Genomic DNA, 16,328 nt, shown 5'->3' with positions numbered 1-16,328 from the left:
CGGCCGCGGCCTGCGTGTGCCCGATGTTCGACTTCACCGACCCGAGCAGCAGCGGCCGATCCTGCGGACGCTCCTGCCCGTACGTCGCCAGCAGAGCCTGCGCCTCGATCGGGTCACCCAGCGTCGTACCCGTGCCGTGCGCCTCCACCACATCCACCTCGGCGGTGGTGAGCCGGGCGTTCGCCAGCGCCTGCCGGATCACCCGCTGCTGCGACGGACCGTTCGGCGCCGTCAAGCCGTTCGACGCACCGTCCTGGTTCACGGCCGTGCCCCGCACCACCGCCAGCACGCGGTGCCCGTTGCGCCGCGCGTCCGACAGCCGCTCCACGAGCAGCACGCCGACGCCCTCGGACCAGCCGGTGCCGTCGGCGGACGCCGCGAACGACTTGCAGCGACCATCCTGCGACAGCCCGCGCTGACGGGAGAACTCGATGAACGTCCCCGGCGTCGCCATCACCGTCACACCACCGGCCAACGCCAGATCACACTCGCCGGAACGCAACGCCTGCGCGGCGAGGTGCAGCGCGACGAGGCTGGAAGAACAAGCGGTGTCGACGGTGACCGCCGGGCCCTCCAACCCGAAGGTGTAGGCGACCCGACCGGACAGCACGCTGCCCGACGTGCCCGTGCCGACGAAGCCCTCGGCGTCCGGCGGCAGGTCCATCAGGCGGGAGGCGTAGTCGTGGTACATGACACCGGCGAACACACCCGTCCGGCTGCCCCGCAACCGCTGCGGATCAAGCCCCGCCGACTCGAACGACTCCCACGACGCCTCCAGCAGCAACCGCTGCTGCGGATCCATCGCCAGGGCCTCACGCGGCGAAATACCGAAGAAACCCGGGTCGAACTCCGCCGCCCCGTACAGGAAACCACCATGGCGCGTGTACGACGTACCGCTGTGCTCCGGGTCCGGGTCGAACAGGCTCTCCAGGTCCCAGCCGCGATCGGTGGGGAACTCCGAGATCCCGTCGCCGCCGCCGGCCAGCAACGCCCACATCTGGTCGGGACTGTCGACGCCACCGGGGTAGCGGCAGGCCATGCCCACGATCACGATCGGCTCGTCGGTGCCGGCGGTGAGCACCGCCGTCTGGCGGGCGGTGATCTGCCCGGAGACCTGCTCGTGCAGGTGGTCGGCGAGCACGGCCGGGGTCGGATAGTCGAACACCAGCGTCGAGGCCAGCCGCAGCCCCGTGGCCGCGTTCAACCGGTTACGCAGGTCCACCGCCGTCAGCGAGTCGAAGCCCAGCTCCCGGAACGCCCGGTCCGCCGGCACCGACTCCGCACCACCGTGCCCCAACACCTGCGCGACCAGGCCGCGCACCAGCACGTCGATCTGGGCGCGTGCCTCGTCGGGCGCCAGGCCCGCGAGCTGGTTGGCCCAGTCGCCGCTCCGCGCGGCCCGTCGCCGGGCCGCCGTCGACCCGATCAGGGTACGCAGCACGGCCGGCGCCGGGCCGGCGCCGAGCGCTGCGCGCATCGCCGGTACGTCGATCACGGCCGGCACCAACGCCGGCCGCTCCGCCACCAGGGCGGCGTCGAACAGCTCCAACCCGATCTCGGCGCTCATCGGCGTCAGACCCGCCCGCGCGGACCGCGCCCGGTCCGCCTCGTCGATCGAGGCGGCCATGCCGGCGGTGTCCCACATCCCCCACGCCAGACTCACCGCAGGCAACCCGAGCTGCCGCCGCCACACCGCCAACCGGTCGAGGAACGCGTTACCCGCCGCGTACGCCGACTGACCCGGCGAACCCAGCACACCAGCAACCGACGAGAACACCACGAACAGATCCAGATCCAGACCCGCCGTCGCCTCGTGCAGGAACCAACCCGCCGACACCTTCGGCGCCAACACCCCCGCCAACCGCTCGGCGGTCAGCCCCTCGACCACGCCGTCGTCCAGGACACCGGCGGTGTGCACCACACCCGCCAACCGGCCTCCAGCGGAAACCTCCGCCACCAGGCCGAACACCTGATCCCGGTCCGTCACATCACAGGCGACCACCCGCACCGACGCACCCAACGCCGACAACCGCTCCGACAACTCACCCGCACCCGCAGCCTCCGGGCCACGCCGCGACACCAGCACGAGAGACCGCACACCATGCGCCGACACCAGATGCTCGGCCACCAACGCACCCAACGCACCCGTACCACCGGTCACCAGCACCGCACCGTCACCCACAACCGGCGTCTCCACCGACACCGGGGCGACCGCACGCACCAGACGCGGCACGAACACCGCGCCCGCGCGCACCGCGACCTGACCGCCGTGCGTCGACGGCTCGTCGGCCACTGTGGTCAGCACACCCAGCAGCCCGGCGTCCACGTCGACGTCGACGTCCGCCAGCACGATGCGACCCGGGTGCTCCGACTGCGCCGACCGCAGCAGACCCCACACCGCCGCACCGGCCAGGTCGGACACCCGGTCGTCCGCCGCCACCGACACCGCACCCCGCGTCACCACCACGAGCCGCGACTCCGCCAGCGCGTCCGCCGCCAGCCAGGACCGCACGGTCGCCAGCACGGCCGTGGTCGCCGCGCGTACCGCGTCGGGGACGGCGCTCTCCGGCGCGTCGAGCGGCAGCAGCAGCGCCCTCGGTGCGACCGTCCGGCCGGCGTCGACCGCCGCGACGAGCGGCTCGACGTCGCCGTACGCCGGCAGGTCGGCGGTTGCCGGCGAGCCGACCAGCGCCCACCCGGAGAGGTCCCCGGTGGCGGCGATCTCCTCGGCCTGCCAGGTGAGTTCGAACATCGCGCGGGCTGCCGCGCCCGCCGTGGTCACGCCGGTCAGCTCGCGCAGGGCGAGGGTGTCCACCGACACCACGGCCGCGCCCGACTCGTCGCACGCGACCAGACGCACCGCCGAGCCCGTACGCGACAGCCGCACCCGCAGCACCCGCGCGCCCGAGGCATACACCTGCACACCCTCGAACGCGAACGGCACCCGCGGCCCACCCGGACCCTCCGCACCCACCAGCAGCCCGATCGGATGCAGCGCCGCATCCAGCAGCGCCGGGTGCACACCGAAGCGCGCCGCCTCCGTCGCCACCTCATCCGGCAACGCCACCTCGGCGAACACCTCGTCGCCGCCCGTCCACACCCGGCGCAGCCCCCGGAACACCGGCCCGTACGCCAGGCCACGCTCCGCAAGCACCGGATACCAGCCCGCCACGTCCACCTCGGACGCACCGACCGGCGGCCACTCCCCCACGCCCGGCTCGTCGGCCGACGCCGGCTCCAGCACGCCCTCCGCATGCCGCACCCAGTCAGCCTCCGGATCACCCTCGGACTGCGAGTGCAGCGCCACGACCCGGGTGCCGGTCTCGTCGGCCGCGCCGACGCGCACCTGCACCCGCACCGCGCCGGACTCCGGCAGCACCAGCGGCGCGGCCACGGTCAGCTCCCGCACCCGCGACGCGCCCACCTCGTCACCCGCCCGCACCGCCAGTTCCACCAGCGCGGTGCCCGGCACCACCACGGCGCCGGAGACGATGTGGTCGGCGAGCCACGCGTGCGTCGACGTCGACAGGCGGCCGGTCAGCACCACCATGTCCTCGCCGGCCACGGAGACCGCCGCGCCGAGCAGCGGGTGCCCGGCCGCGCCGAGGCCCGCCCCGGACACGTCGGCGGTACGCGTCTGGCCCGCGCCGAGCCAGTACCGCTGGTGCTGGAAGGCGTACGTGGGCAGGTCGACCCGGGCGGCGCCGGCGTCGGTGAACCACTGCGTCCAGGTCACCGGGACGCCGTGGACGTGCAGGTCGGCGAGGGCGTACAGCAGTGCCTGCGGGGCGGGCCGGTCCCGACGCTGGACGGCCACCGCCAGCGCGTCATCGGCGAGCAGGTCGGCGTTCATAGCGGTCAGGACGCTCTGCGGGCCGATCTCCAGGAAGGTGTCGACCCCGGTGGCCCGCAGGGCGGCGATGCCGTCGGCGTAGCGGACGGCCTCCCGCACGTGCCGCACCCAGTACTCGGCGCGGGTGATCTCCTGCGGGTCGGCGAGCGCGCCGGTCAGGTTCGACACCACCGGCAGCAGCGGCGCCCGGAACGCCAGCCCCGCCAGGACGGCGCGGAACTCGTCGAGCATCGGCTCCATCAGCGGGCTGTGGAACGCGTGGCTCACCACCAGCCGGCGGGTCCGCACGCCCCGGTCGCGCCAGACCCGCTCCACCTCGTCCAGGGCCTCGACGGCACCGGAGACGACGACGGCGGCAGGCCCGTTGACGGCCGCGATACCGAGGCGGCCTGTCATCCCGGCGAGAGACTCCGCCACCGCAGCCTCGTCGGCGGCCACGGCCAGCATGCCGCCACCGGCCGGCAGCGCCTGCATCAACCGACCCCGCGCGGCCACGAGAACGCACGCGTCGGCCAGGGACAACACCCCGGCCACATACGCCGCGGTCACCTCACCGATCGAATGACCGGCCAGCACGTCGGGCACGATCCCGAACGACTCCACCAGGCGGAACAACGCCACCTCGACCGCGAACAACCCGGCCTGCGTGAACACCGTCTGGTCCAGCAACTCCGCCTCGGCGGACCCCGACGACGCGAACAGCACCTCCCGCAACGGACGCGGCAACAACGGATCCAGGTGCGCACACACCTCGTCCAGCGCGGCGGCGAACACCGGGAACCCGGCGTACAACTCCCGGCCCATCCCCGCACGCTGCGCACCCTGGCCGGAGAAGAGCACGGCCAGCTGCGTACGCATCGTGCCGGTCCCCGTTGCCACGGCGGCGGCCGGCTCACCGGCGGCGAGCGCCCGCAGCCCGGCCAGCAGTTCGTCCCGGCCCGTCGCGGTGACCACCGCACGGTGCTCCAGCACGGCCCGGCTGACTGTCGACGACCAGCCGACGTCGGCGGGGCGCAGTTTCTCGTCGTCGGCGATCCAGCGGGCCCAGCGGTCGGCCTGCGCCGCGACGGCGGCCTCGGAGCGGGCCGAGAGCAGCACGGGGGTCGGCAGCGACCCGGCGGCGGGCGTCGGCGCGTGCTCGCCCCGGGTGGGCTCCGCTTCGGCGGGGGGCTGCTCGATGATCACGTGCGCGTTGGTGCCGCTGACGCCGAACGACGAGATCGCGGCGCGACGGGGCCGGCCCGCCGCGGGCCAGTCGCGGGCCTCGGTGAGCAGGGAGACCGCCCCGGCGCTCCACTCGATGTGCGGGGACGGCTCGTCGACGTGCAGCGTCGACGGCAGCACGCCGTGCCGCATCGCCATGATCATCTTGATGATGCCGGCCGCCCCGGCGGCGGCCTGGGTGTGGCCGATGTTCGACTTGATCGAGCCCAGCCACAGCGGCCGGTCGGCGGGCCGGTCCTGCCCGTACGTCGCCAGCAGGGCCTGCGCCTCGATCGGGTCACCCAGGGTCGTGCCGGTGCCGTGCGCCTCGACGGCGTCCACGTCGGCCGTGGTGAGCCGGGCGTTCGCCAGGGCCTGCCGGATGACCCGCTGCTGCGACGGGCCGTTGGGGGCCGTCAGCCCGTTCGACGCGCCGTCCTGGTTCACGGCGCTGCCCCGCACCACCGCCAGGATCCGCCGACCCTCCCGCTGCGCGTCGGAGAGCCGTTGCACCAGCAGCACACCGACGCCCTCGGACCAGCCCGTGCCGTCGGCCGACGCCGCGAACGACTTACACCGGCCGTCCTGCGACAGACCCCGCTGCCGCGAGAACTCCACGAACGTGCCGGGCGTCGCCATCACCGTCACACCACCGGCCAGGGCGAGGTCGCACTCGCCGCCGCGCAGCGCCTGCACCGCGAGGTGCAGCGCCACCAGCGACGACGAGCACGCCGTGTCGACAGTGACGGCCGGGCCTTCGAGGCCGAACGTGTACGCGACCCGGCCGGACAGCACGCTGCCGGAGGTGCCGGTGCCGAGGTAGCCGCCCACGCCCTCGGGCAGGTCCTGCACGCCGGAGGCGTAGTCGTGGTACATGAGCCCGGCGAAGACGCCGGTCCGGCTGCCACGTAGCCGCGACGGGTCGAGGCCGGCCGACTCGAACGTCTCCCAGGACGCCTCCAGCAGCAGTCGCTGCTGCGGGTCCATGGCGATCGCCTCGCGCGGCGAGATGCCGAAGAAGTCCGGGTCGAACTCGGCGGCCCCGTACAGGAAGCCACCGTGGCGGGTGTACGACGTCCCGGGGTTGTCCGGGTCGGGGTGGAAGAGCCGGTCGAGTTCCCAGCCCCGGTCGGTGGGGAACTCGCCGATACCGTCGGCGCCGGCGGCGACCAGGTCCCACAGCTGCTGCGGGTTCGTCACGCCGCCCGGGTAGCGGCAGGCCATGCCCACGATGGCGATCGGCTCGTCGACGTTTGTCGCCCGCACGGCCCGCTGCTGCTCGGCGACCTGGCCGGACAGCTGCTCGTACAGGTGCTCCGACAGGGCAGCGGGGGTCGGGTAGTCGAAGACGAGCGTCGACGTGAGCCGCAGTCCGCTCGCGCTGTTGATCCGGTTACGCAGCTCGACGGCGGTCAGCGAGTCGAAGCCCAGTTCCCGGAACGCCCGGTCCGCCGGCACCGCATCGGCGCCGCCGTGGCCGAGCACCTGCGCGATCATCCCACGCACCAGCAGGGCCACCTGCGTACGCGCCTCCTGCGGGTCGAGGCCGGCCAGCCGGTCGGCCCACGCGCCGGTGCCGGAGCGGCGACGCTTCGCGGCCGGTCCCACCAGGCCCCGCAGCATCACCGGCACCCGGCCGGCGGCGGTCCGTGCCCGCATGGCGGGCAGGTCGACAACGGCCGGCACCAGCGCCGCGCCGCCGTGGGTCAGGGCGGCGTCCCACAGCCCGAGCCCGACCGGGGCGGTCATCGGGACCAGACCGGCCCGGGTCACCCGCGCCCGGTCGGTGTCGTTGATCGACGCGGCCATGCCGTCGGTGTCCCACATGCCCCACGCGAGGCTGACGGCGGGCAGCCCGCGCTGCGCCCGCAGCACGGCGAGGGCGTCCAGGAAGGCGTTGCCGGCCGCGTACGCGGCCTGGCCGGGAGAGCCGAGCACCCCGGCGACGGAGGAGAAGAGCACGAACAGGTCGAGGTCCAGCTCGGCGGTCGCCTCGTGCAGCCACCAGCCCGCCGTGACCTTCGGGGCCAGCACGTCCGCCAGCCGGTCGGCGGTGATCCCGCTGACGATGCCGTCGTCGAGGACGCCGGCGGTGTGGACCACCCCGGCCAGGCGGTCGTCGGCGGTGATGGACCGGACCAGCTCGCCGACGCGCTCGCGGTCGGTCACGTCCGTGGCGACCACGCGGGCGGTCGCGCCCAGCGCGGTCAGCCGCCGCACCAGTTCGTCGGCTCCGGGGGCCGCCGGGCCCTGCCGGGACGCCAGCACCAGCGAACGCACGCCGTAGGCGGTGACGAGGTGTTCGGACACCAGGGCGCCCAGCGATCCGGTGCCGCCGGTGACGAGGACGGTTCCCCCGCCGAGGGTCGCCGGGGTCCGCGCGGCGCCCGTGGCGCGGACCAGCCGCGGCAGGTACGCCGTACCCGAACGCACCGCGACCTGCCCGCCGAGGTCGGGGTCGTCGGCGGCTGCGGCGAGCAGGGCCAGCAGGTCGGCGTCCAGGTCGGCGCCGGGTTCCAGGTCGGCCAGCACGAGCCGGCCGGGGTGCTCCGACTGGGCCGAGCGCAGCAGGCCCCAGACCGCCGCCCCCGCCAGGTCGCTGACGCGGTCGTCGGCGCCGGTGGTCACGGCGCCGCGGGTCACGACGACCAGCCGCGAGTCCGCCAGCGGCTCGGCCGCCAGCCACGCCTGCACCGCGCCGAGGACGTCCGTCGTGGCGGAGCGCACCGCGTCGGGCACGTCCGTCCCGGAGGTCGCCGGGGTGACGGGTAGCAGCAGCGCCGCCGGGGCGGTGCCGTCCGTCGCCGCCGTGGTCAGAGCGGCGACGTCGGCGTACGCCGGGAGCTGCGGCGCGCCGTCGAGCGGGCGGTCACCGAGCACGGCCCAGCCGTACGCGCCGTCGGGCGCGGCGATCTGCTCGGGCTGCCAGGAGACCTCGAACAGGGATCGGTACGCCTCGTCCGGCGCGGCCGCCAGGCCGGTCATCTCGCGCAGTGCCAGCGAGTCCACCGACACCACGGGCACGCCCGTCTCGTCGGCGGCGACCAGCCGCACCGAGTTGCCGGAGGCGGTGAGGCGGACCCGGAGCGTCCGGGCGCCGACGGCGTGGACCTGCACACCCTCGAACGCGAACGGCACCCGGGGACCGCCGCCCGACTGGTCGGCGGGCAGCAGCCCGACGGGGTGCAGGGCGGCGTCCAGCAACGCCGGGTGCACCCCGAAGCCCGCCGGGTCGCCGGTGACCTCGTCGGGGAGTGCGACCTCGGCGAACACCTCGCCGTCGGCGGTCCACGCCCGGCGCAGGCCCCGGAAGACCGGCCCGTACGCGAGCCCGTGCTCGGCGACCGTCGCGTACCAGCCGGTGACGTCCACCTCGGACGCGCCGGGTGGCGGCCAGGCGCCCAGGGTGGGCTCGTCGGCAGTGGGGACGCCGACGAGGCCGTCGGCGTGCCGGATCCAGCCCGACTCGGAGTCGTCCTCGGGCTGGGAGTGCACGGTCACCGAGCGGCTGCCGGTCCCGTCGACGGGACCGACCCGGACCTGGACCCGTACCCCGCCGCCGGTGACGGGCAGCACGAGCGGGGCGAGCACTGTCAGCTCGCGGACGCGGGACGCGCCGACCTCGTCGCCCGCCCGGACGACGAGGTCCACCAGCGCGGTGCCCGGCACCACCACGGCGCCGGAGACGACGTGGTCGGCGAGCCACGCGTGCGTCGGCACCGACAGCCGGCCGGTCAGCACCACCATGTCCTCGCCGGCGACCGACACCGCCGCGCCAAGCAGCGGGTGCCGCGCCACGCCGAGGCCGGCCCCGGAGACGTCGGCGGACTGGCCGGTGGGCGGCAGCCAGTACCGCTCCCGCTGGAAGGCGTATGTGGGCAGGTCCACCCGCCGCGCGCCGGTCTCGGCGAACCACTGCGTCCAGGTCACCGGCATCCCGTGCACGTGCAACTCGGCCAGGGCGTGCAGCAGCGCGTGCGCCTCCGAACGGTCACGGCGCTGCACAGCCACCGCCAGCACGGCGTCGTCGTCGGGCAGCACGTCGGCGTTCATGGCGGTCAGGACGCTCTGCGGACCGATTTCCAGGAAGGTGTCCACACCGGCGGCCCGCAGGGCGGCGATCCCGTCGGCGTACCGGACGGCCTCGCGCACGTGCCGCACCCAATAGTCGGCCGTGCGGATCTCGTCGCCGGCCAGGGCCCCGGTCACGTTCGACACGACCGGCAGCAGCGGCGTGGCAAACGTGAGGCCCTGCAGGACCGCGCGGAACTCGGCCAGCATCGGCTCCATCAACGGACTGTGGAACGCATGGCTGACAGTGAGCCGGCGGGTCCGCACGCCCCGGTCGCGCCAGACCCGCTCCACCTCGTCCAGGGCCTCGACGGCACCCGACACCACCACAGCGGCGGGCCCGTTAACCGCCGCGATACCGAGACGGTCGGTCATCCCGGCGAGAGACTCCACCACCGCCGCCTCGTCGGCCGCCACCGCCAGCATGCCGCCGCCCGTGGGCAGCGCCTGCATCAACCGACCCCGCGCGGCGACGAGCTGACACGCGTCGGCCAGGGACAACACGCCCGCGACATGCGCCGCCGTCACCTCACCGATCGAGTGACCGGCCAGCATGTCCGGCACGATCCCGAACGACTCCACCAGGCGGAACAGCGCCACCTCGACCGCGAACAACCCGGCCTGCGTGAACACCGTCTGATCCAGCAACCCCGCCTCAGCGGACCCCGACGACGCGAACAGCACCTCCCGCAACGGACACGGCAACAACGGATCGAGCTGCGCACACACCTCATCCAGCGCGGCGGCGAACACCGGGAACAGAGCAGACAACTCCCGACCCATCCCCGCACGCTGCGCACCCTGACCCGAGAACAACAGCGCCAACTGGCCGCGCTGGCCGCCCGGGCCGGTGAGCACGCCGGCCGAGACCTCGCCCGCCGACACGGCTTCGAGGCCCGCCAGCAGTTCGTCCCGGCTCGCCCCGGACACGACGGCCCGGTGCTCCAGTACGGAACGCGACGCCACCGACGACCACGCCACGTCGAGCGGGCGCGGGGCCCCGGTGCCGCCGAGCCACTGCGCCCAGCGGCCGGCCTGTGCCGACAGCCCGGCCGCGTCGCGGGCCGACAGCAGCAGCGGCAGCACCGCCGGCACCCGGGACGGCTCGTCACCGGTGACCGGCTCGTCGCCGTCGGCCGGCTCGTCCGCGTCGGTCGGCGTGGGCGGCTGCTCCAGGATCAGGTGCACGTTCGTACCGCTGATGCCGAACGACGACACGGCGGCCCGGCGGGGCCGGTCCACCGCCGGCCAGGGGCGCGCCTCGGTGAGCAGGGAGACCGCGCCGGCGGACCAGTCCACGTGGGGGGTCGGCTCGTCGAGGTGCAGGGTCCGTGGGAGCAGGCCGTACCGCATCGCCTGCACCATTTTGATCATGCCGGCGACGCCGGCGGCGGCCTGGCTGTGGCCGATGTTCGACTTGATCGAGCCGAGCAGCAGCGGCCGGTCGGCGGGGCGGCCCTGACCGTACGTGGCCAGCAGGGCCTGCGCCTCGATCGGGTCGCCGAGGACGGTGCCGGTGCCGTGCGCCTCGACGGCGTCCACGTCGGCCGTGGTCAGTCGCGCGTTCGCGAGGGCCTGCCGGATCACCCGCTGCTGGGCCGGCCCGTTGGGGGCGGTGAGACCGTTGGACGCGCCGTCCTGGTTGACGGCGCTGCCGGCGAGCACGGCGAGCACCTGGCGGCCCTGCCGCCGGGCGTCGGAGAGGCGCTGGACGAGCAGCACGCCGACGCCCTCCGACCAGCCGGTGCCGTCGGCGTCGGCGGCGAAGGACTTGCAGCGCCCGTCCGGGGCGAGGCCGCCCTGGCGGGAGAACTCGACGAAGGCGCCGGGCGTCACCATGACGGTGACGCCGCCTGCCAGCGCCATGTCGCATTCGCCGCCGCGCAGCGCCTGGGCGGCCAGGTGCACAGCCACCAGCGAGGACGAGCAGGCGGTGTCGACCGTCACCGCCGGGCCCTCCAGCCCGAAGGTGTACGACACCCGGCCCGAGATGACGCTGTGCGCGCCGCCGGTGAGCTGGTAGCCGGCCAGCTCGGCCGGGGTGTCGGTGGTGCCGTAGCCCGACGGGGAGGCGCCCACGAAGACGCCGGTACGGCTGCCGCGCAGCTCCTCCGGGTCGATGCCGGCCTGCTCCATGGCCTCCCAGGACGCCTCCAGCAGCAGCCGCTGCTGCGGGTCCATGGCGACGGCCTCGCGCGGCGAGATGCCGAAGAAGCCCGGGTCGAATGTGGTGGCGCCGTCGACGAAGCCGCCCTCGCGGGTGTGTGAGACGGGTTGCCCGTCGGCGTCGACGGCCAGCAGCCGGCCCATGTCCCAGTGGCGGTCGTCGGGGAAGCCGCTGATGCCGTCGCGCCCGGTGGCGACCAGCTCCCACAGGTCGTCCGGGTTGGCCACGCCGCCCGGGTAGCGGCAGCTCATGCCGACGATGACGATCGGGTCGTCGTCGACCGGCCCGGCGGGGCCCCAGGCGGTGACGGTCTCGACCTCGTGCAGGCGCAGCGTCGCCGACAGGTGGTCGGCGAGGGCGGCCGGGTTCGGGTAGTCGAAGACCAGGGTGGTGGGCAGGTTGAGGCCGGTGGCGGCGCCGAGCCGGTTGCGCAGCTCGACGGCGGTCAGCGAGTCGAAGCCGAGTTCCTTGAACGCCCGGTTGGCCTTGACCAGTTCGGTGCCGGAGTGGCCGAGCACGGCGGCGGTGTGCGTGCGTACGAGCTCGGTCAGGTGGCGGTCCTGCTCGGCGCGGGGCAGCGTCAGCAGGTGCTGCCGCAGCCCGCCGCCGACGGTCCCCTCCGGTTCCGCGTCGACCACGCGCAGGGCGTCGCGCGCCTCGGCGATGTCGTCGAGCAGGGGGCGGGCGCGGGCGGCGGCGAACGCCGGGGTGAACAGGGACCAGTCGACGTCCGCCACGGTCACCGCCGGCCCGGCCCGGCCGACGGCGCTGCGCAGCGCGTACACGGCCTGGGCCGGCGACATGGGGCTGAGGCCACGGCGGGCCAGCAGTTCCTGCCCCTCGCCGCTGGCCATGCCGCCGTCGGCCCAGGGGCCCCACGCCACGGCGGTGGCGGTCAGGCCGCGGGCGCGGCGCCGCTCGGCGAGGGCGTCGAGGAAGGCGTTGCCGGCGGCGTACGCGGCCTGGCCGCCGCTGCCCCAGATTCCGGCGATGGAGGAGAACAGCACGAACGCGTCGAGCGGTCGGTCGCCCAGCAGCTCGTCCAGGTGCACGGCGCCGGCGATCTTGCCGTCGAGCACCCCGGCCAGGCCGGCGAGGTCGGTGTCGACGAGCATGTTCAGCTGGCCCACCCCGGCGGCGTGCACCACCGCGGTCAGGGGCGCCGGGTCGGCGTCGACGTCGCGCAGCAGCGCCTCGACGCGGGCGCGGTCGGCCATGTCGGCGGCGACCAGGCTCACCCGGGCGCCGAGCGCGGTCAGTTCGTCGCGCAGCTCGGCCGCCCCGGGGGCGTGCTCGCCGCGGCGGCTGGTCAGCACGAGGTGCTCGGCGCCGTTGGCCGCCGCCCAGCGGGCCACGTGCGCGCCGAGCGCCCCGGTGCCGCCGGTGACGAGGACGGTGCCGGACGGCTGCCAGCGGTCGACGGTGCCGACGGCCGCGGGCGTGGCGCGCACCAGGCGCCGCACGAAGACGCCGGAGGGCCGCACGGCAACCTGGTCCTCGTGGCCGCCCCCGGTCAGGACGCCCACCGCGTGGTCCCAGTCGCCGCGCCCGGGCGCGTCCGGCAGGTCGACCAGGCCGCCCCAGAGCTGCGGGTGTTCCAGCCCGGCGACCCGGGCCAGGCCCCACAGCCCGCCCTGGGCGACGCTGCGCACCGGGTCGGTGTCGCCGGTGCCGACAGCGCCCCGCGTGAGCATCCACAGTGGTGCCGCGACGTCGGCGGCGTGCAGGGCCTGCACCAGCGTCATCGTGGCGGCCGTGCCGAGCGGCACCGCCGGCTGGCCGGGGTGGGGTCGCTCCAGCAGGCCCAGCAGGGAGACGATCCCGGTGAACGGGGTGTCCCCCACGGCGCCGGCCAGCCGCGACGTCACCTGGTCGCGCTCGGCGAGCGGGTCCACCGCCAGCCGGGACACCTCGCCGCCGGCGGCGCTCAGCGCCCCCGCGAGCGCCCCGGCCCACTCGGTCGTGGCGGCGTCGTCGGCGGGCTCCACGAGCAGCCAGCGTCCCGGCGGGGTGAGCGGTGCGGGGACGGTGGTCCGCTTCCACACCACCCGGTACGACCAGCTGTCGACGACGGCGTCCCGCAGCCGCGCCTTGCGCCAGGACGACAGGACCGGCAGGGCCGGGGCCAGGACGCCCGCCCCGTCGGTGCCGAACTGCGCGGCGAGGGCCGCCACGTCGGAGCGCTCGACGGCCGACCAGAACTCGACGTCCACCACGTCCGGGCTGACCGGGCCGGTGGCCGAGGCCGGCATCTGCTCGGGCCAGTAGCGCTGCCGCTGGAACGCGTACGTGGGCAGGGCGACCGGGGTCGCTCCGGCGCCGGCGTAGAGGGTCGCCCAGTCGACGGGTACCCCGTTGACGTGCAGTTCGGACAGGACGGCGAGCAGGGCCCGCGACTCGGGGCGGTCGGCGCGCTGCGCGGCGCCGGCCAGCACCCCGTCGTCGGCGGGCAGGATGTCGCCGACCAACGCGGTCAGCACGCTGCGCGGGCCGATCTCCAGGAACGTGTCCACCCCGGCGGCGCGCAGCGCGGCGACCCCGTCGGCGAAACGCACAGCCTCCCGCACGTGCCGCACCCAGTAGTCGGGACTACGGATCTCGTCGACGTCAGCCGGCGCACCGGTCACGTTCGACACGACCGGCAACGCCGGCGCCTCGAACGTCAACCCGTCCAGGACCACCCGGAACTCGTCCAGCATCGGCTCCATCAACGGGCTGTGGAACGCATGACTCACCGACAACCGGCGCGTACGCACACCCCGCCCACGCCAGACCCGCTCCACCTCGTCGAGCGCCTCCACCGCACCGGAGACCACCACCGACGTCGGCCCGTTGACAGCCGCGACCCCCACACCGGTCAAGCCGTCCAGCGTCGCCAGCACATCGGCCTCGGCCGCCGCAACGGCCAACATCCCACCACCGGCCGGCAACGCCTGCATCAACCGGCCCCGCGCCGCCACCAACACACACGCATCCGCCAGCGACAACACCCCCGCCACATGCGCGGCCGTGACCTCGCCGATCGAGTGACCGCCGACCAGGTCGGGGGCGACGCCGAACGACTCCACCAGGCGGAACAACGCCACCTCGACCGCGAACAGACCCGCCTGCGTGAACACCGTCCGGTCCAGCAGCTCCGCCTCGGCGGAACCCTCGGCTGCGAACAGCACCTCCTTGAGCGGGCGCGGCAACAGCGCGTCGAGCTGTGCGCACACCTCGTCCAGCGCGGCGGCGAAGACCGGGAACTCCGCGTACAACTCCCGGCCCATGCCGGCACGCTGCGCGCCCTGACCGGAGAAGAGCACCGCGAGCGGACCCCGGTCGGCGGCCTGCCCGGCGACCAGCGCGCCGGACGGCTGCCCGGCGGCCAGGGCGCGCAGCCCGGCCAGCAGCTCCTCACGGCCGGTCGCGGAGACCACGGCCCGGTGCTCCAGCGCGGAGCGCGACACGACCGACGACCAGCCGACGTCCACGGTGCCGAGGGCCTCGTCGTCCTCCAGCCACCGGGCCCAGCGACCCGCCTGCGCGCTGAGCGCTGCCTCGGAGCGGGCGGAGAGCAGCACGGGCACCGCCGGCAGGGCGACGGTGGGGGCCGGCCCGGTGTCGGCGGGGTCGGCGGCGTCCGGGGCGGGCGGTTCCTCGATGATGGTGTGCGCGTTCGTGCCGGAGATCCCGAACGACGACACGGCCGCCCGGCGGGGACGGTCGGTCGCCGGCCACGGCGTCGCCTCGGTCACCAGCGACACCTCGCCGGCCGACCAGTCCACCTTCGGCGTCGGCTCGTCGACGTGCAGGGTGGACGGCACGAGCCCGTGCCGCATCGCCATCACCATCTTGATCACACCGGCCACGCCGGCGGCCGACTGGCTGTGGCCGATGTTCGACTTGATCGAGCCGAGCAGCAGCGGCCGGTCAGCGGGGCGGCCCTGGCCGTACGTGGCCAGCAGGGCCTGCGCCTCGATCGGGTCACCGAGGACGGTGCCGGTGCCGTGCGCCTCGACGGCGTCCACGTCGGCCGTGGTCAGCCGCGCGTTCGCCAGGGCCTGCCGGATCACCCGCTGCTGGGCCGGCCCGTTGGGGGCGGTGAGACCGTTGGACGCGCCGTCCTGGTTGACGGCGCTGCCGCGGATCACGGCGAGGACCGGGTGTCCCTTGCGCTGCGCGTCCGACAGCCGCTCCACCAGCAGGATGCCGACGCCCTCGGACCAGCCGGTGCCGTCGGCGGCGGCGGCGAACGACTTGCAGCGGCCGTCGGGGGCGAGCCCCCGCTGCCGGGAGAAGCCCACGAACGGGCCGGGGGTGGCCATGACGCACACGCCGCCGGCCAGGGCCAGGTCGAAGTCGCCCTGCCGCAGCGCCTGGCACGCCAGGTGCAGGGCGACCAGCGACGACGAGCAGGCGGTGTCCACGGTGACCGCGGGGCCCTCCAGGCCGAGGGCGTACGCGATCCGCCCGGAGACGACGCTGGTGGCCGTACCGGTCAGCAGGTAGCCCTCGTCGGCGCCCTCGGCCTCGCTCTGCGGGCCCATGCCGTAGCCGTTGGCGGCGGTGCCGACGAAGACGCCGACCTTCTGCCCCCGCATCGAGGCGGGCGCGACGCCGGCGTGCTCGAACGCCTCCCACGACGTCTCCAGCAGCAGCCGCTGCTGGGGGTCCATCGCCACGGCCTCGCGCGGCGAGATGCCGAAGAACGCGGCGTCGAAGTCGGCCGCGTCGTAGAGGAAGCCGCCCTCGCGGGTGGTGGAGCGGCCGGCCCGGTCGGCGTCCGGGTCGTACAGGTTGTCCAGGTCCCAGCCCCGGTCCGTCGGGAAGCCGCCGATCGCGTCGCCGCCGGAGGCCACCAGGTCCCAGAGCTGCTCGGGGCTGGCGACGCCACCCGGATAGCGGCAGGACATCGCGACGATGGCGATCGGCTCCCTGGCGGCGGCGGTCAGCTGCTGGTTGAGCTGACGGAGGCGGCCCGTCTCCTTGAGCGACGCGCGAAGCGCCTCGACGACCTTGTCTGCGGACGTAGACATCATGAGCTCCGTACTG

Annotated in this window: 1 protein-coding gene (cut by a window edge); it reads right to left on the bottom strand. The window is 75.0% G+C overall.

The window, feature by feature from the left end:
* Positions 1-16,312 carry the 5' portion of a type I polyketide synthase gene (locus tag O7542_RS06035; protein ID WP_281605821.1) on the bottom strand. Its footprint begins 13,505 nt before the window's first position, so 16,312 of the gene's 29,817 nt are visible here — the first part of the coding sequence; its start codon is at positions 16,310-16,312; the stop codon falls past the left edge of the window.
* Between the last annotated feature and the right edge of the window lie 16 nt (positions 16,313-16,328).

The sequence above is a fragment of the Micromonospora sp. WMMC264 genome, assembly GCF_027497275.1.
Taxonomy (GTDB): domain Bacteria; phylum Actinomycetota; class Actinomycetes; order Mycobacteriales; family Micromonosporaceae; genus Micromonospora; species Micromonospora chalcea.
The sequence above is the reverse complement of the archived record's forward strand: the minus strand, read 5'-3'. Positions and strand labels throughout refer to the sequence as shown.